This is a genomic window from Amycolatopsis sp. NPDC059021 (genome assembly GCF_042739895.1).
Classification (GTDB): Bacteria; Actinomycetota; Actinomycetes; order Mycobacteriales; family Pseudonocardiaceae; genus Amycolatopsis.
The window spans coordinates 1-16,221 of sequence record NZ_JBHYIQ010000011.1; the positions used below are offsets into that span (position 1 = coordinate 1).

15 protein-coding genes are annotated in these 16,221 nt (G+C 70.7%); 8 read left to right on the forward strand and 7 right to left on the reverse strand.

Features of this window, described 5'->3' with window-relative positions; translation table 11 throughout:
* Positions 1-446 precede the first annotated feature (446 nt).
* Positions 447-752: a hypothetical protein gene (locus tag ACFWX1_RS08545; protein WP_378385249.1), complete on the forward strand. Its 306-nt coding sequence runs from the start codon at positions 447-449 to the stop codon at positions 750-752.
* A gap of 114 nt (positions 753-866) precedes the next feature.
* Here ACFWX1_RS08545 and ACFWX1_RS08550 read toward each other — a convergent pair whose 3' ends face one another.
* From ACFWX1_RS08550 to ACFWX1_RS08560, 3 genes are all read right to left on the reverse strand, one after another.
* Positions 867-1,829 (reverse strand): NAD-dependent epimerase/dehydratase family protein, encoded by a 963-nt coding sequence (locus ACFWX1_RS08550; RefSeq protein ID WP_378385251.1) that lies wholly within the window; start codon positions 1,827-1,829, stop codon positions 867-869.
* Positions 1,830-1,869: 40 nt separating this feature from the next.
* Positions 1,870-3,168, reverse strand: a complete 1,299-nt coding sequence (locus ACFWX1_RS08555) for a nucleotide sugar dehydrogenase (protein WP_378385253.1) — start codon at positions 3,166-3,168, stop codon at positions 1,870-1,872.
* A gap of 63 nt (positions 3,169-3,231) precedes the next feature.
* Positions 3,232-3,903, reverse strand: coding sequence for a PIG-L deacetylase family protein (locus ACFWX1_RS08560; protein WP_378385255.1), 672 nt, complete (start codon positions 3,901-3,903; stop codon positions 3,232-3,234).
* A gap of 544 nt (positions 3,904-4,447) precedes the next feature.
* Here ACFWX1_RS08560 and ACFWX1_RS08565 point away from each other — a divergent pair.
* Positions 4,448-7,960, forward strand: coding sequence for a type I polyketide synthase (locus ACFWX1_RS08565; RefSeq protein WP_378385257.1), 3,513 nt, complete (start codon positions 4,448-4,450; stop codon positions 7,958-7,960).
* Here the strand turns inward: ACFWX1_RS08565 and ACFWX1_RS08570 are convergent.
* Both ACFWX1_RS08570 and ACFWX1_RS08575 read right to left on the reverse strand, forming a co-directional pair.
* The gene (locus ACFWX1_RS08570) at positions 7,932-9,554 is read right to left on the reverse strand and encodes a glycosyl hydrolase family 18 protein (protein ID WP_378385259.1); all 1,623 of its coding nucleotides are present in this window, start codon (positions 9,552-9,554) and stop codon (positions 7,932-7,934) included. The genes ACFWX1_RS08565 and ACFWX1_RS08570 overlap by 29 nt on opposite strands.
* A gap of 28 nt (positions 9,555-9,582) precedes the next feature.
* Positions 9,583-10,989 (reverse strand): cellulose binding domain-containing protein, encoded by a 1,407-nt coding sequence (locus tag ACFWX1_RS08575; RefSeq protein ID WP_378385261.1) that lies wholly within the window; start codon positions 10,987-10,989, stop codon positions 9,583-9,585.
* A 179-nt stretch (positions 10,990-11,168) separates the two neighbouring features.
* Here ACFWX1_RS08575 and ACFWX1_RS08580 point away from each other — a divergent pair, with 179 nt between their 5' ends.
* On the forward strand, positions 11,169-11,663 hold the full coding sequence (locus ACFWX1_RS08580) for a MarR family winged helix-turn-helix transcriptional regulator (protein WP_378385263.1): 495 nt from the start codon (positions 11,169-11,171) through the stop codon (positions 11,661-11,663).
* Between the two features lie 7 nt (positions 11,664-11,670).
* Here the strand turns inward: ACFWX1_RS08580 and ACFWX1_RS08585 are convergent, their stop codons facing one another.
* A complete protein-coding gene (locus ACFWX1_RS08585) occupies positions 11,671-12,228 on the reverse strand; it encodes a PadR family transcriptional regulator (protein ID WP_378385265.1) in 558 nt (185 codons plus the stop codon).
* 51 nt (positions 12,229-12,279) lie between these two features.
* Here ACFWX1_RS08585 and ACFWX1_RS08590 point away from each other — a divergent pair, with 51 nt between their 5' ends.
* Positions 12,280-12,672, forward strand: a complete 393-nt coding sequence (locus ACFWX1_RS08590; RefSeq protein ID WP_378385267.1) for a nuclear transport factor 2 family protein — start codon at positions 12,280-12,282, stop codon at positions 12,670-12,672.
* Here the strand turns inward: ACFWX1_RS08590 and ACFWX1_RS08595 are convergent.
* Positions 12,647-13,225, reverse strand: a complete 579-nt coding sequence (locus ACFWX1_RS08595) for a dihydrofolate reductase family protein (RefSeq protein ID WP_378385269.1) — start codon at positions 13,223-13,225, stop codon at positions 12,647-12,649. The genes ACFWX1_RS08590 and ACFWX1_RS08595 overlap by 26 nt on opposite strands.
* A 91-nt stretch (positions 13,226-13,316) precedes the next feature.
* On the opposite strand from ACFWX1_RS08595, the gene ACFWX1_RS08600 reads away from it, so the two are divergent.
* The 4 genes from ACFWX1_RS08600 to ACFWX1_RS08615 are packed head-to-tail and all read left to right on the forward strand — an operon-like array spanning position 13,317 to position 16,197.
* Positions 13,317-13,724 (forward strand): MerR family transcriptional regulator, encoded by a 408-nt coding sequence (locus tag ACFWX1_RS08600; RefSeq protein ID WP_378385271.1) that lies wholly within the window; start codon positions 13,317-13,319, stop codon positions 13,722-13,724.
* A gap of 54 nt (positions 13,725-13,778) precedes the next feature.
* On the forward strand, positions 13,779-14,519 hold the full coding sequence (locus ACFWX1_RS08605) for a metal-dependent transcriptional regulator (protein WP_378385273.1): 741 nt from the start codon (positions 13,779-13,781) through the stop codon (positions 14,517-14,519).
* A gap of 41 nt (positions 14,520-14,560) precedes the next feature.
* Positions 14,561-16,042, forward strand: a complete 1,482-nt coding sequence (locus ACFWX1_RS08610; protein ID WP_378385275.1) for an amidase — start codon at positions 14,561-14,563, stop codon at positions 16,040-16,042.
* Positions 16,039-16,197, forward strand: a complete 159-nt coding sequence (locus tag ACFWX1_RS08615; protein WP_378385277.1) for a hypothetical protein — start codon at positions 16,039-16,041, stop codon at positions 16,195-16,197. Before ACFWX1_RS08610 ends, ACFWX1_RS08615 begins: the two co-directional genes overlap by 4 nt.
* The last annotated feature ends 24 nt before the right edge of the window (positions 16,198-16,221 follow it).

Sequence of the window (16,221 nt, forward strand, 5' to 3'; positions counted from 1 at the left end):
TATTTTTTTACCCCCCCCTCCCTCCCGCGCGGCGGGGCGGCGCGGGCGCCGCGGCCCCCGCCCCCCCCCCCCCCCCCCCCCCCCCCCCCCCCCACCGCGGCACGCCGAGAATGTTCCGTCGCATTTCGATCGGCTTGGTTGGTCCGTGGGGGCGCAGCATCGCCGGGCCGGTGCCGTGAACGACGCGTTCGGGACGTTCACCGTCTCCAACGGAGCGTTCAGGACGCCGCCGTCCGTCGCGCGTCAGTGTCCACAAGGGACACACAGGGGCGCGGAGGAGCGGCGACTCCGGAACGTGATCATGGTCCGGGGCGGGGCAACTCCATCGGGGGTAGGGACATCCCCACCCCGGGTTCGCGGGCGGGCACCATGTCCGCGGCGGCCGTTTCCGGGAAGGCTGGAGGACAGCAAGCGAGGAAACGGCACTGTGGAAGGGACCGAGCGCGATGCTGGTTCGTACGACCCCCGGCGTGACGCCGACCGTGCTCCCGGACGGGAACCTGGAACTGGCCTGCGCGGTCACCGGCGAACGGGTCCGGTGCGGCCCTGCCGGTGCCGCGATGTGGATCGCGCTCCAGCAGCACGCCGGGCGGCTCGACCACGCGGCGCGGACGCTCGCGGGGGTGTGGGGCCGCGATCCCGGCCGCACGCGCGCGGAGATGGCCGCGTGGGCACGGCGGCTCTGCGACGCCGGGCTCCTCGAATGCGACGCGGAGGCGGGGCGGTACGAGCGCGAGGACGGGGTGGCGTGACCCCCGCGGAAAGACGGATGCCTCCGCGCCGGCACTGGGAAACCGGCGCGGAGGCAAGGGCCACGCGCGCCGGGAGTAGGGGGCGCCCGGTGCGCGTGGCGGATGATCGCCGGGTCAGGGGGTGCGACGTTCGGCGATCACGGCGGTGATGATGTCGTCGAGATCGCGGGACGGCCGGAAGCCGATCCGCTCGCGGGCCTTGCGGCAGTCGGGCACGCGCCGTTGCATGTCCTCGAAGCCGGCGCCGTAGGCCTGGTCGTAGGGGATCTTCACCATCCCGCCGGTGGAGCCGGTCGCCTTGATGACCCGCTGGGCCAGCTCGGTGATGGTGACCTCCTCCGAGTTCCCCAGGTTGTACACCGTCCCGTGGCCCGCCTTGTCCTCCAGCAGTGCCAGCAGCGCGGGGACGACGTCGTGCACGTGGCAGAAGCAGCGGATCTGCTGCCCGTCGCCGAACACCGTGATCGGCTCGCCGGCCAGCCCCTGCTCGACGAAGCGGGGGATGACCATGCCGTACCGCCCGGTCTGGCGCGGGCCGACGGTGTTGAACAGGCGGACGATCACCGTGGACATGCCGTGCTCGACACCGTAGAGATACGTCAGCGTCTCGTCGAGCGCCTTCGCCTCGGCGTAAGACCACCGGCTCTTCAGCGGCGAGCCGACGATCCGGTCGTCGTCCTCCGACAGCCCGGACGCGGTGTTCTTGCCGTACACCTCGCTGGTCGAGGCGACCAGGATCGGCACGTCGTGCCGTCGCGCCGCTTCGAGGACGGTCTCGGTGCCGTGGAGGTTCGTGCGGAGGCTGTCGAGCGGTTTGTCGAGAATGGTGAACACGCCGACGGCGGCGGCGAGGTGGAAGATCGCGCCCACCCCGCTCATACAGCCTTCGATCGCTTCGGGGTCGCACACCGAACCCCGCACGAAACGCAGCCGCGGGTCGTCGGCGACCGCGGCCAGGTTGCGCTCGCTGCCGGTGCTGAGGTCGTCGAGCACGACCACCTCGTGGTCGAGGCCGAGCAGGTGTTCGGTCAGGTGCGAGCCGATGAAACCGGCACCGCCGGTGATCAGGAAACGCATCGTGCGGGGTTCCTTTCCCTGGCGTCGCCGCCGTGTGAGCTCAGACCGGCTGGGTGTGTCCCGCCGCCGCGGTGGAGTCGAACCGGTAAGTCGCGTCGACCACTATGGGGCAGTCGCTGATCCAGCCGTAGTCGTGGCCGGGGTGCACCGTGTGGATCAGCACGAGGTCCCAGTCCGCGCCGTCGGGGTCGATCGCGCTGTCGGCCACCGTCCCGTCCGCCAGCGTCACCCGCATGACGAGCGGATCGTAGTAGTCGACCTTCGCGCCGCGGTGCGCCAGATGGTCCATGATGTCCAGCGCCGAGGACGACCGGACGTCGCGCACACCGGGCTTGTAGCTGACCCCGGCCACGATCACCCGGGCCCCGCCGAGTCCCTTGCCCGCACCGGACAACGCGTCGATCACGCGGTCGACGACCTGCTTAGGCCGTTCCGCGATCGAGTGCATCGCCTGGCTCACCAGCGGCGCGGCGCCGCGCGTCTCGCGCAGCTGCCAGAGCAGGTAGTGCGGGTCGCACGGGATGCAGTGCCCGCCGACGCCCGGCCCGGGGTGGAAGGCCATGAACCCGTACGGCTTGGTCGCGGCGGCGTCGATGACCTCGATCGGGTCGAGCGCCAGTCCGGCGCAGATGTCCGCGAACTCGTTGGCCAGCGCGATGTTGACCGCGCGGAAGGAGTTCTCGTACAGCTTGGTCATCTCCGCGGCTTCGGGGGAGTCGACCCGGTGCACGGCGGGGGTGAGGACCTCGATGACGCGCTGCGCCCGTTCGCCGCACGCCGGGGTGACCCCGCCGAGCACGCGCGGGGTGTCCTGCTGGGTGTGGGTGACGTTGCCGGGGTCGATCCGCTCCGGGCTGGAGGCGACGAAGATGTCCTCGCCGACGGTGAATCCCTTGTCCTGCAACGGGTCTACCAGCATGCGGGTGGTGGTCCCGACGTAGCTGGTCGAGGTCAGGATCAGCACCTGGCCGCGGGTCGCGTGCGTCAGCAGGGTTTCGCAGGCACCCTGCAGCGGCCGCAGGTCCGGCAGCTGGTAGCGGTCGACCGGCGTGGGCACGCAGACCAGCACCGCGTCCGCCTCGGCCAGCCTGCTCACGTCGGTGGTGAGCTCGAATCCGGCTTCCTGCAAGGACTTGTCGAGCCTGCGCTGGTCGGCGTCGATGAGATCGGCGTCGCCGGATTCGATCGCCGCCAGCCGTGACGGGTCGTGATCGATCCCGATCACGTTCAGCCCGCCCGCGTGCAGGCCGAGCGCGGTCGGCAGGCCGACATAGCCCATCCCGATCACGGCGACCGAGGAAAGCGCCGCCCGGCCGGCCGGGGATTCCGTTACTGTCATGGATTTTGCCATCTCACCATCAACCCGCATTCCCTTGTGGACGGTTGGCTCGGCGTGGGGTGCCTACAGCACCGCGCGGACCAGTTCGAACGCTTCGGCGAATTCGGTGGCCACCTGGGAACCCCGGTACTCGGCCAGCGCCCGCACCCCGCGCTCGCTGCGCGGGTTCGGCCAGGCCTCGACCTCTTTGCCGTAGGACCGCAAGGCCTCGAGCTTGCGGTCGAGGTAGATCTCGTCGACCGGCTGCCAGCAGTTCGGGCGGAAGGCGGGCGAGATCCCGGAGGTCTCCCCGAAGTCGGTGGCGGAACGGATCTCGAAACTGCGGATCTCGCGGACGCTGCCGCGGCCGGGCCGCCCGGCGACCCGCGCCGCCCTGGCCACCAGCTGGTGGTCGAGGCTGAGGTCGGCGAGGCTGGTGGTGAACACGGTGTCCGGTTCGAACTCGCGGACCTCCCGCTCCACCACCCGGTTGAGCTCCAGATGCCCCACGGTGTCCAGCCGGTTGTCGCCGAACTGGTTGACCTGCAACCGTTCGATGCCGAGTACCTTCGCGGCCGACTCGATGGCCGACAGGCGGTTGGTCACCCCGGCACCCGACGCCGACCGCGAGCCGTCGTCGTTCGTGAGCACGCAGAGGGAGACCGTGACGCCCAGATCGGCCAGGCGCGCGATGGTGGCCCCGGCGCCGAGCGTTTCGTCATCGCCGTGAGCGACGACGACGAGGAGCCTGTTCATCGTTCTTTGCATGATGATCCGTCACCGTCTTTGTCGGGAGCGGCACGTACGGCGCTCCGGAAATGGTTACCCCACGGGATGTTTCCGGGCCGGCCTTCCTGGCATGGCCACCGGGAACGCGCTTTCGGCGAACGCCCCGGCTTTTCCGGACTTTCGCTGAGGCCAGAATTTGCCAGCTTCGGTGAGGGCGGGCAACCCCTACCCTGGTTCGCGGGGTTCCGCAATGCCGGTGGCGAATGGGGCGCGTTCCGGCGGAGCGCGGGCGGTGGCCCGCCGCCCGGCGGCCCCGGCCTGTTCTCAGGGGTGCCCGGCGCCCGGCTAGGGGTGGGTACCGCATGGTCCCGCTCGTAAGGTGGGACGCGTTGTACTGGGGGCAGCCGGTGCGCGGCCGACGGCCCGCCGCACCGGCCGCGGAACAACTCCGGGAATTCCGCGGCGCTCGGCGAATGGTGACGGCCGTATTCGGTTTTCACTTCGCCCTGCCGGAGGGAAAGCATCACGGCCCCGGGCGAGGAACATGCCAAGAAGGAGAAGTGAGGGCTAAGTGGAGAAGTCCGATGACAAGCTGGTCGACGCCCTCCGTGCCGCGCTGAAGGAGACCGAGCGTCTTCGTGAGGAAAACCGGAAGCTCGCCGACGCCGGCCAGGAGCCCATCGCGATCGTCGGCATGGCGTGCCGTTTCCCGGGGGACGTCAGCACTCCGGAGGAGCTGTGGCGGCTGGTGAGCGAGGGCCGCGACGCCGTCGGGGAGTTCCCGGCGGACCGTGGCTGGGACCTGGAGCGCCTGTTCGATCCGAGCGGTGAGCGGCCCGGTACCAGCTATGCCCGCGAAGGCGGCTTCGTCCATGACGCGCCGCAGTTCGACGCCGGCTTCTTCGGGCTCGGAGAGCGGGAAGCGCTGTTCACCGACCCTCAGCAGCGGCTGCTGCTGGAGACGTCGTGGGAGGCGTTCGAACGGGCGGGTATCCCGCCGTTGTCAGTCAAGGGCAGCCCGGTCGGCGTGTTCACCGGGGTGATGTACCACAACTATCCCGGCGCCTACGGTTCCTCGGGCGTGGTCTCCGGCCGGGTGGCCTACACCTTCGGCCTCGAAGGCCCCGCGGTCACTGTGGACACCGCGTGCTCGTCGTCGCTGGTCACCCTGCACCTCGCGGCTCAGGCCCTGCGCCAGGGGGAGTGCACGCTGGCGCTGGCGGGCGGCGTCTCGGTGATGAACTCTCCGCGAACCTTTGTGGAGTTCAGTCTCGACGGGACGTTGTCCAGCGATGGCCGCTGCCGGTCGTTCGCCGAGGACGCCGACGGCATCGGCTGGTCCGAGGGCGCCGGGATGCTGGTGCTGGAGAAGCTTTCCGACGCGCGCCGCAACGGCCACCCGGTACTGGCGGTGCTGCGGGGAAGCGCGGTCAACCAGGACGGCGCGTCGAACGGGATGACCGCCCCGCGCGGCCCCGCGCAGCAGCGGGTGATCCGCCAGGCGCTGGCCGGCGCCGGGGTCCTGCCCGAGGAGATCGACGTCGTGGAGGCGCACGGCACCGCCACCGCGCTCGGCGACTCGATCGAGGCGCGGGCCCTGCAGACCGTGTACGGCAAGAACCGGCCCGAGGGCAGGCCGCTGTGGCTCGGGTCGATCAAGTCGAACCTCGGGCACTCGCAGGCCGCCGCCGGGGTCGCCGGAGTCATCAAGATGGTGCTGGCGCTGCGGAACGAGCAGCTGCCCCCAACGCTGCACGTCGGCGAGCCGAGCCACCGGGTGGACTGGGCGTCGGGTCCGGTCGAGCTGCTCACCGAGCCGGTGGCCTGGCCGAGGGACGGCCGGGTCCGCCGCGCGGCGGTGTCCTCGTTCGGGATGAGCGGCACCAACGCGCACGTGATCATCGAGGACGCACCCGAGCAGGCGGCCGAACCCGTGTCGCGAAAGCGCGGCCCTGTGCCGTGGGTGTTGTCCGGCAAGACCGCGGAATCCCTGCGCGCACAGGCACACAAGCTGCTGGAGCATCTGCGTGAACGGCCGGATCTCGACCCGGCCGACGTCGGCAGGACGCTGGCCACCGGCCGGTCGGCCTTCGAACACCGGACCGTCCTCGTCGGCGAGGGCCGGGACGAACTGCTGCGCGGGCTCGGTGGAGTCGCCGCCGGTGACCCGGTGCCCGGACTGGTCGAGGGGATCGCCAGGGGCGAGTCCTCGATCGCGTTCCTGTTCTCCGGCGCGAACCCGCGGCCGGCGGGCCTGGCACGGGAGCTGGGGGAGACGTTCCCGGCCTTCGCCACCGCCTTCGACGCGGTGAGCGCGGAACTGGACAAGCACCTGCGGCGGCCGGTCCGCGAGCTGGTCGGCAGCCCCGCCGCGCTCGACGACGCCGAGGTCGCCGCCGTGTCCTTCGCGGCGGGCGTGGCCTTGGCGCGGCTGCTCGAATCCTGGGGCGTCCGGCCGGATCATGTCGCCGGGACAGGGATCGGCGAGGTGGCCGCCGCGCACTTCGCCGGGGTGCTCTCGCTGCCGGACGCCGCCGAGCTGGCCGCTGCGGCGCCCGAGCGGTTCGCGGAGGTCGCCGAGCGGATCACCTTCGCCGAGGCCGTCCTCCCCATCGTGTCGGCGCGGACCGGCGAGGCGCTGACCGCCGAAACGCTGCGTTCGCCCGCGACGGGCTCGTTCGCGCAGGCGGTGCGTGCGCTGGAGGACGAGGGGATCAACCGGTTCGTCGAGATCGGGGCGGGGGAAGAACTCTCGGCCGCGGTGAAGGAGAATCTGACCGGACCGGCGGAGTACACGGCCGTCGTCCCGGTGCTGCCCGACGAGCGCACCGGCCCCGCGGGCGTCGTCGCCGCGCTGGCCCGGTTGCACACGCGAGGGGCCGCTCCCGACTGGGAAGCCTACTTCGACGGCCTCGGTGCCCGCGCGGCCGACCTGCCGACCTACGCGTTCCAGCGGGCGCACTACTGGCTCGAACCCGTGTCGGCGCACGGCGATCCCGTGGTCCTCGGGCTGGAGCCCGCCGACCATCCGCTGCTGGGCGCGGTCACCGTCGTCGGTGAATCGGACGCTGTCGTCCTTTCCGGACGGTTGTCCGCGGACACACATCCCTGGCTCGCCGAACACGTTCTCGGCGGGACGCCCGTCCTTTCCGGAGCGGCCTTCGTGGAACTCGCGATCCGGGCGGGGGACCGGGTCGGCTGCTCCCTCGTGCGGGAGCTGACGCAGGAGACCCCGCTGGTGCTGCCTGCCTCGGGCGGCGTGCGGATCCAGGTGAGCGTGGCCGCGCCCGACGACTCGGGGGCGCGCTCGTTCGCCGTGCACTCGCTCGGCGGCGAGCGGTCCGTCCTGCACGCCACCGGTGTGCTCGCGGCGGGGACCGGCACGGCCTCGTCCGAGCTGTCCTCCTGGCCTCCGGCGGGGGCGGAACCCGTTGCGCTGGAAGGCTTCTACGAGGAGCTGGCCGGACGTGGGCTGGCCTACGGGCCGGTGTTCCAGGGCCTGCGGAGCGTGTGGCGGGCCGGGGACGAGATCTTCGCCGAGGTGAGCCTGCCGGCGGGCAAGCGGGCGGGCGCCGGCGGTTTCGGGCTGCATCCGGCGGTCCTCGACGCGGCCGCGCACGCGTTCGCGCACAGCCTCGGCACCGAAGACGTCGTCGTGCCGCGCTCGTGGTCGCAGGTCGAGCTGTTCGCCACCGGCGCGATCGCGGTGCGCGTCCGGCTCCGGCCGCTGGCAGGCGCCGAGCCCGCGGTGACGATGGAGATCGCGGACGTCGACGGCGAACCGGTCGCCTCGATCGGCGCGCTCACCCTGCGCAAGGTGCCCGCCGAGACCGTCGCCGCCCCAGGCGCCCAGGCCCGGCCCGCCGCCGGGACCCGCCGCGCGGCGGCGAAACCCGCGGCGAAACCGGCCGCCGAGCCGGGGCCGCTGCCCGCCCCGGCGGCCGCGGGCCCTCCCCAACAGCGGCGGGCCCGCGCGCGCGGGCGCGCGCCCGCCCCCAGGCTCATCGAGGACCGCACCTTTCCGAGTAATCGCTTGCGTATCATCATGAGTCCTTTCAGGACAGTCCGCCCCGGAGGGCGCTGATGAGTTCGCCGTTCGTGGTGTCGCCGGTGAGTTCCCAGAAGAACGCGCCGCCGAGACCCTGCTCCTTCACGTAACGCGTCTTGCCGCCGATCGTCGCCGGGGTGTCGTAGCTCCACCAGTTGCTCCCGCACTTGGCGTACGCGGTGCCCGCGACGGTGCCGGTGGACGGGCAGCTGTTCTTGAGCACCTTGTAGTCCTCGATGCCCGCCTCGTAGGTGCCGGGCGCGGGGCCGGTGGCGGTGCCGCCGGGCGCGTCCTGGGTGACGCCGGTCCAGCCGCGGCCGTAGAAGCCGACGCCCAGCAACAGTTTGCTCGACGGGACGTTCTTCGACTTCAGCTTCTGGATGGCCGCGTCGGTGTTGAACCCGGGCTTCGGGATGCCGTCGTAAGCGGTCAACGGCGAATGCGGTGCCGTCGGGCCCTTCGCGTCCCAGCCACCGAAGAAGTCGTACGTCATCACGTTGAACCAGTCGACGTACGGCGCCGCGCCGCCGTAGTCGGCCACGTCCATCTTGCCGCCGTTGCTCGCGTCCGCGGTGATCGCCGAGGTGACCAGGAACGAGGAGCCGAACTTCGCGCGCAGCGCGGACAGGAGGTTCTTGTAGGCGTCGGGACCGCTGGTGTCACAGCTGAGGCCGCACGCGTTCGGGTACTCCCAGTCGATGTCGATGCCGTCCCAGATGTCCGCCCAGCGCGGGTCCTTGAGCAGGTTGTAGCAGGACTGCGCGAACGCCGCCGGGTTCTGCGCCGCCTGGCCGAAGCCGCCGGACCAGGTCCAGCCGCCGAACGACCAGATCACCTTGAGCCCGGGGTGCATCTTCTTCAGCTTGCGCAGCTGGTTGAAGTTCCCGCGCAGCGCGCCGTTGTCCCAGGTGTCCGACACACCGTCCACACTGGACCCGGCGTCGTAGAACTTGTCGTAGTCGGCGTAGGTGTCGTCGTTCGCCGAGCACGAACCGTTCTTGACGTTGCCGAAGGCGTAGTTGATGTGCGTCAGCTTCGAGGCCGAACCGCTGGTCTCGATGTTCTTGACGTGGTAGTTGCGGCCGTACACGCCCCACTGCACGAAGTAGCCGACGTTCTTGAGACCACCGGGGTCCGGCGGGGTCGTGGTCGTCGGCGGGGTGGTCGGTGTCGTCGGCACGGTGGTCGGGGTGGTGGGTGCCGTCGTGGTGGTGGGCGGGGTCGTGCCGCCGTCGCACGCGCCGCCGTTGACCTTGCAGCCGCTGGGCGCGCTGTAGGTGCCGGAATACTGGACGTTGAAGCCGAAACTCACGGACGCGCCGGTGGCGACATTGCCGTTCCAGGTGCTCTTCACGGTGACGTGCTGCCCGCTGGCGGTGTAGCTGCCGTCCCAGAGCGACGCGATCTTCTGCCCGGCGGCGAGGTCGAATTCCACGGTCCACGAGGAGACCGGAGCCGACGAGCCGTTGCTGATCGTGTACTTGCCCTCGTAACCGGCTCCCCAGTCGGAGCCCTTGCTGAACGCCGCGGTCACACTGCCCGCCGCGCTCGCCGGGGCCACCACGAGCCCCGCACCGAGCGTGCCCGCGGCCAGCAGCAGCCCGAACAGGTGCCATCTTTTCCTGGACATCGTTCTCCTTGTCGACACTGAGAAGGGGTCAACTCTGGTACTGGGCGACGATCTTGCTGAAGTCGTAGGGCTGCTGGGACACGCTGCTGCACTTGCCGTCCACCCAGCCGGTGGGCCGGGTGCACTCGCGGTCGCGGTTGAGCGACCAGAACGAGAACCGGCCGAGCCTGTGCTGCTGGACGTAGCCGAGCAGGGTGCGGAAGGTGTCGGCGGTGAACAGCTCGCTCGGCTGGTCGGTGTGCCCGTTCATCAGGATCAGCCCGGTGCGGGCGTAGACGCCGGCGTCGTCGAGATCCGGCCGCAGGGTGCGGAGCTGGCCGTGTACCTGCTCCATGACCTTTTGCACGTCGGCGGCCATGCTGCCGCCGGGGCCGCCGTAGTCGAAGGCCATGATCTTGTAGAGGTCGATCTGCGCGCCGATGTCCCTGGCTCGCTGGATCTCGTCCTTGCCGAGGCCGGACAGCCCGACCGTGGTGGTCGGCAGGGTGAGCGTCACGTGCAGGTCCGGGTTGCGCTGCTTGAGCGTCTTGACCGCCTGGAAGCGTTTCGTCTCGCCCGCGACGTCGCCGAGGTCGTCGCCCTCGATGTCGAGGTCGATGTGGGTGAGCGAGTACTTGGTGATGACCTGCTGGTACGCGTTCGCCAGCGAGGCCGCGTCACCACAGGCCGCGCCGAGCTCGCGGCCGTTGTAACCGCCGAAGGACACCGAGACGTCGCCGCCCGCCTGACGGATCTGCGCCACTTTTCCCGCCACCACGGTGTCGGAGGCGACCGGCTGCGCGGCGTTGCCGTCCCACACCGGCGTGCAGCCGCCGCCGTCGGGCGCCAGCACGAACGCGAGGATGTAGCTCTTCTGCCCGCTGGCGGCGATGGCGGCGCCGATGTCCTGCGGATCGTTGTCGAGCGGCATGTAGTACGGCGCGGCGCTCAGCCCGCCGGTGGACGGGCCGGGCGGTGTCGTGGTGGTCGGCGGCGCGCTCGTGGTGGGAGCGGTCGTCGGGGGAGTGGTCGTCGGTGGTGGGGTGCCGGTGCACGGCTGACCGTTGAGCGTGCAGTTCAGGGGGCTTCCGGTGCCGGAAACGGTGAAGCCGAACGACGCCGACGCCCCGGCCGCGACCGTGCCGTTGTACTCGCGGTTGGTGAAGGTGTAGTGGTTCCCGCCCGGCGTGAGCAGGGCGTCCCAATACGTGCCGACGGCGCTTCCCTGTGGCAGGTCGAACTCGAGCTTCCAGTTCGCCAGCGCGGCCGAACCCGCCGTGACGGTGTACTTGCCGGTGTAACCGGAGTCCCATGTGGACACTTTGGCGAAGCTCGCGGAGGCGCTGGTGGCCGCGCCGGCGAACTGCTCGCCCGCGAGCACCGCCGCGGCGGGCAGCAGCAGCGCGCCCGCGGTCAGCGCGGCCGCTCGGCGGATGCGGCGAATCGTCGTCTTCATTGACGGCCTCCCGGAAAGCGTGTTCCTCAGACGCTACGTGGTCTGGACCAATTGTGGGCGGCGGAATGCCGACGTGTCGGTATTCCGACAGACGCGCTGAGTAACCGGCGGACTGTTCGTCACGGACCCGGGCCCGTTACGCTGGCTATGAAACTCGGATATTACGGAGACCACATCAGATGAGTTCCCCCTCTTCGCCCCGGTCGGCCGCCGCGCGGCGGCGACGGTCCACAGTGGCCGTGAAGGAGTCGCTGCGGGAGTTGCGCAGCCAGCTTTCGCTGCTCAACCACCAGGTCGGCGCGCGGCTGGAACTCAAGGACGTCGACCTGGACTGCCTCGAGCTGATCGGCGCGCACGGCCCGCTGAGCCCGAGCGTGCTGGCGCGGCGGGCCGGGCTGCATCCGGCGACGGTCACCGGGATCCTGGACCGGCTGCAGCGCGGCGGCTGGATCGTGCGGGAGCGGGATCCGGACGCGGCCGACCGCCGGGCCGTCACGGTCCGTGCGGTACGGGACCGCAACGCGGAGCTTTTCGCCCTCTACGCGGGGATGAACAGCGCGATGGACGAGTTGTGCGCCGAGTACTCCGAGGCCGAACTCGAACTGCTCGCAGGTTTCCTCCGCCGTGCCACCGCCGCGGGCAAGGAGGCCACCGAGGAGCTGACGGACCGCTGAGCGGCGGTCAGCCCGCCGCCCTCGCGCGCAGCACCGCCGCGGCCCGGACGCACCAGGCGCGGTGTTCGGCCTCGAACTGCCGCCCGCGCAAGCACGTCAGGTACGGCCCGACGCGATCCCCTTCGCGCAGGAAGGTCTCCTCGTCGTGCTCGCCGCGCATCCGTTGCAGGAGCTTGTCGAAGACCTCGATCTTGGCGTCGGCGAGCTGGATCCGCTCCTCCAGTTGCCGGATCACCTCGGCGGTGTCGACCGCGTCGGCGGCCTGCACCTTGACCATCAGGTCGTCCCGGATGAACGACGGTTTGGCCGGCGCGGCGGCGAACCGCTCCAACTCGGCCACGCCCGCGCCGGTGACCGTGAAGAGCCGCTTGTTCGGCCGGGTCTCCTGGATGACCTGGCGGCCGGTGACCAGGCCGTCTTTCTCCAGCTTCGCGAGTTCCAGGTAGAGCTGCTGGGGCTGTGTGTACCAGAAGTTGGCGACACCGACGTCGAACGCCTTGGCCAGCTGGTATCCGCTGTACTCCCCGTCCAGGAGCGCGGCCAGTACGGCGTGTCGCAGAGCCATGCGGTCGCGGCCTCCCTGGTGTCCTGGTCATATCGCAGTATAGTCAATTTTATGAGTACGCATCCCTTCCGCGCCGCCGTCGAAGCCGGGGACCACGACGCCGTCGCCGCGTTGCTGGCCGAGAACGTCGTGTTCACCAGCCCGGTGGCGTTCAAGCCCTACGAGGGCAAGCCGATCACCGCGGCGATCCTGCGCGCGGTGTTCCGGGTGTTCGAGGATTTCCGCTACGTCCGCGAGATCGCCGACGGCGCCGACCACGCGCTGGTCTTCCAGGCCACTGTGGACGGCAAGGAGATCACCGGCTGCGACTTCCTGCACACCGACGAGGCGGGCCTGATCGACGACTTCATGGTCATGGTCCGGCCGCTGTCGGCCGCGAAGGCGTTGTCGGAGGCCATGGCGGTCGAGTTCGAGCAGATCAAGCGGGAGGTCGCCGGGGTGTGACGCGGTAGCGGAGCAGGACGACGCCGTTGCCGAAGGCGCGGGTCTCGGTGAGTTCCAGATCCTCTCGCGTATCGGAAGCGGGAAACAGTGGTTTGCCGTGGCCGAGGACGACGGGGTGGACGTAGACGCGGTACTCGTCGATCAGCCCGTGCCGCCGGAAAGTCCTGGCCAGATCGGGGCCACCCAGCGCGAGATCGCCGCTCGTGCGTGCCTTGAGCGCGAGGATGTCCTCGGGGACGACCTCGCGCACGATCGTGGTGTTCCACTCGGCTCGTTCCAGGGTCCGGGAGAACACGTACTTCGGCATTTCACGCCAGATTCCCGCGAATTCGGCCTCCGGGCCGGTACTGGCAGGATCGGCGTCGGCGGTCGGCCAGTACGCGGCCATCAGTTCGTGGACGACCCGGCCGTCCAGGAAGGCGCTCATCGCCCGGAGTTCGTCGTTGAAGTGACTGTGCAGTTCCTCGTCGACCCGATGCCAGCCGATGTCGCCGTCCGGCCCCTCGAAGAAACCGTCGAGCGACATGGACATCGACAGCACGATGCGTCCCATGGGCGGAGCGTACGGGAGCGGTACGACACTCGATGAGATTTAGGTTAGCCTAACCTTGCAAAGCCGGTCCGGCTTGGGGTCCAATGGGGTGATGGAGCCTGTCCCGATCAGCGCGGTCACCCGTCACTTCGGCCTCCCCGCTTCGACGCTGCACTACTGGGAACGCCGGGGGCTGATCAGCTCGCACCGGCGCTCCGGCTGGCGCTACTACGACCGCGAGCAGTTGTACCGCGTCGCGCAGATCCGGCTGTGGCGGGACATCGGGCAGCTGAGCCTCGACGACATCGCCGCGGTGCAGGCGGGCGACGCCGCGGACGGTGACTGGCGGGAAACCGTGGCCGCGCGGATCGACGTCATCGAGGAGCAGATGGACCGGCTGATCGCCGCGCGCACCTACCTGCGTCATCTCCTGCTGTGCACGCAGGAGAGCGAGCTGCACGAGTGTCCGCACTTCCGCGCGAGCGTGGTCCTCCCGGAGGCCAGCCGTTCGGAGGCTTGACAATGCGCGAAATTCGCTTGACCTCAAGTTAACTCGAAGTGGCAGGCTCGGCAGATGACTGCGGAAGGGTTGATCGACACCACCGAGATGTACCTCAAGGCGGCCTACGAGCTGGAGGAGGACGGCGTCATCCCGCTGCGCGCCCGCATCGCCGACCGCCTCGGCCAGAGCCCGCCGACCGTGAGCCAGACCGTCTCCCGCCTGGAACGGGACGGTCTGCTCGAACTGGACGACGACCGGCATCTCGTGCTTTCCGAGCGGGGGCGGCGCCGCGCGGTGCGGGTGATGCGCAAGCACCGGCTCGCCGAAGTGCTGCTGGAGCGTGTGATCGGGCTGGACTGGGCCACGGTGCACATCGAGGCGTGCCGCTGGGAGCACGTGATGTCCGAGGAGGCGGAGCGCCGCATCTTCGACCTCTGCGGCAAACCGCGGTACAGCCCTTACGGCGCGCCGATTCCCGGCCTCGCGGAGTTCGACGCGACCGTCGAGCCCGTGCGGGTGCCGAGCGGAGTGCGCGCGCTGTCCGAGGCGCTGCCCGGTGGCCGCGCGCGGTTGTACCGGATCAGCGAGCGGATCCAGGAGGACAGCGCGTTCCTGCGTGCCCTGCGGGAGGCCGGGATCGTGCCCGGCGCCGAGCTGGAGTTCGCGCCGGACGCGAACCGGGTCGAGGTCCGCACGGAGACCGGCGCGCTGACCATCGAGCGGCGTCAGGCCGCGATGCTGCTCGTCGGCGATCCCACGGGAGACCGCGCGCCCGCCGGGACACCGGACTCGCGGCTCGCGTCGTCCCGGTGAACGCCGGGGTTGACCTCAACCCGAGTTGAGAACGCAGAGTGATGGCCGACCTCATTCGCGGGACCTCGCCGTCCCGGTCCGGATCGGAGACAGCCATCAGCACGACGTCCTCGCCCCCGTACACCCTGACCGGCGCCGCGGCCGCGTTGCGTGCGGGAACCGTCACGAGTACCGGCCTGCTCGAAGCGGCCATCGCGGCCGCCGACCGTGGTGACCCGGTGTACGGCGCCTACCTGAGGCGGTTCGACGACGCCGCCCGCGCCTCGGCGGCCCGTGCCGACGCCGAACTCGCCGCCGGGCGGGATCGCGGTCCGCTGCACGGGATTCCGGTGGGAATCAAGGACCTCATCGCCACCGCCGACGGCCCGACGACCGCGCAGAGCCGGGCACACGACCGCGCGTGGTGGGCGGGCCGGGACGCCACGGTCGTCACCCGGCTCGAAGCGGCGGGCGCGGTCCTCACCGGCAAGACCACCACGATGGAGTTCGGCTGTGGCCTGCCGGAGGAGGCCGACCCGTTCCCGATGCCGCGTAACCCGTGGCGGCCGGAACACTGGGCGGGCGGGTCGAGTTCGGGGGCCGGGATCGGCGTGGCGACGGGGATGTTCCTGGCCGGGATCGGCTCCGACACCGCGGGCAGCGTCCGCATGCCCGCGGCGTTCTGCGGGGTGAGTGGTCTGATGCCGACCTACGGCCGGGTGCCGAGGACCGGTTGCGTGCCGCTGGCCCCCAGCATCGACCGCATCGGCGCGCTGGCGCGGAGTGCACAGGATTGCGCAGCCGTGCTGGAGGTGCTCGCGGGACCCGACCCGGCCGATCCGGAGTGCGTGCCGGTGCCGTTCCGTTCTCCCGACTTCGGTGGTGACCTCGCCAGGCTGCGGATCGGCGTCGTCCGCGAGGGTCATTTCCCCGAGGGGCGCGATCCCGCGCTGGACGGCGTTTTCTCGGCGGCGCTTGACGTTCTGACCGGGCTGGGCGCGCGGGTGCGCGAAGTCGTCCTGCCGTACCGGGCGGAATTGACGACCGCGGTCGTGGTCGTCGCGACGAGTGAGGCGCTGGCCTGCCATCGCGGCGAGTTGTCGCGCCGATGGCAGGACTACGGGCGGGGATTCCGGGGAGAAGTGGCGACCGGCGCGTTCGTCAGCGGCGCGGATTACGTTCAGGCACAACGGGTCCGGCAGGTCGCGCAGGGGGCGGCCGACCGGCTCTTCGAGGATGTCGACGTCATCGTGTGCCCGACCGCGTCGGGCGGCGCGCCCCGCGTCGCCGAGCTGGCCGGGCCCGGCGGTGTGCCGGACAGCGGCGTCCTGTTCCGCCTGCTCACCACGCCCTACTGGAACGGGCTGGCCAACCCGGTGCTGGCGGTGCCGATGGGCTTCACCGCCGGTGGTCTCCCGCTGTCGATGCAGCTGGCGGGCCGTCCGTTCGCGGAGGCGGAGCTGGTGCGCGTCGGTGCCGCTTACCAGCGTGCCACCGACTGGCAGCTGCGTACGCCGCCGGTCGCGGCGGAGGTGGCGGCATGACCGCGGAGATCCGGATGTTGCTCGCCGCCGCGGCGCTGCCCGCCACCGAAGTGGAGATCGCCCGCATGGCGGCGAGTTATCCCGCCTTCCGTGCCGCCGTCGATGCGCTCTACGACGTCCCGGTTGCTGAAGGGGACTTTCCTCGCACCGGATGAGCTGAAGGGGACTTTCCTCGCATG

Bases quoted from the DNA above. Each gene is read 5' to 3' on its own strand.
- ACFWX1_RS08545 (WP_378385249.1), top strand. From the start codon at position 447: ATGCTGGTTCGTACGACCCCCGGCGTGACGCCGACCGTGCTCCCGGAC.
- ACFWX1_RS08550 (WP_378385251.1), bottom strand. From the start codon at position 1,829: ATGCGTTTCCTGATCACCGGCGGTGCCGGTTTCATCGGCTCGCACCTG.
- ACFWX1_RS08555 (WP_378385253.1), bottom strand. From the start codon at position 3,168: ATGACAGTAACGGAATCCCCGGCCGGCCGGGCGGCGCTTTCCTCGGTC.
- ACFWX1_RS08560 (WP_378385255.1), bottom strand. From the start codon at position 3,903: ATGAACAGGCTCCTCGTCGTCGTCGCTCACGGCGATGACGAAACGCTC.
- ACFWX1_RS08570 (WP_378385259.1), bottom strand. From the start codon at position 9,554: ATGTCCAGGAAAAGATGGCACCTGTTCGGGCTGCTGCTGGCCGCGGGC.
- ACFWX1_RS08575 (WP_378385261.1), bottom strand. From the start codon at position 10,989: ATGAAGACGACGATTCGCCGCATCCGCCGAGCGGCCGCGCTGACCGCG.
- ACFWX1_RS08580 (WP_378385263.1), top strand. From the start codon at position 11,169: ATGAGTTCCCCCTCTTCGCCCCGGTCGGCCGCCGCGCGGCGGCGACGG.
- ACFWX1_RS08585 (WP_378385265.1), bottom strand. From the start codon at position 12,228: ATGGCTCTGCGACACGCCGTACTGGCCGCGCTCCTGGACGGGGAGTAC.
- ACFWX1_RS08590 (WP_378385267.1), top strand. From the start codon at position 12,280: ATGAGTACGCATCCCTTCCGCGCCGCCGTCGAAGCCGGGGACCACGAC.
- ACFWX1_RS08595 (WP_378385269.1), bottom strand. From the start codon at position 13,225: ATGGGACGCATCGTGCTGTCGATGTCCATGTCGCTCGACGGTTTCTTC.
- ACFWX1_RS08600 (WP_378385271.1), top strand. From the start codon at position 13,317: ATGGAGCCTGTCCCGATCAGCGCGGTCACCCGTCACTTCGGCCTCCCC.
- ACFWX1_RS08605 (WP_378385273.1), top strand. From the start codon at position 13,779: ATGACTGCGGAAGGGTTGATCGACACCACCGAGATGTACCTCAAGGCG.
- ACFWX1_RS08610 (WP_378385275.1), top strand. From the start codon at position 14,561: ATGGCCGACCTCATTCGCGGGACCTCGCCGTCCCGGTCCGGATCGGAG.
- ACFWX1_RS08615 (WP_378385277.1), top strand. From the start codon at position 16,039: ATGACCGCGGAGATCCGGATGTTGCTCGCCGCCGCGGCGCTGCCCGCC.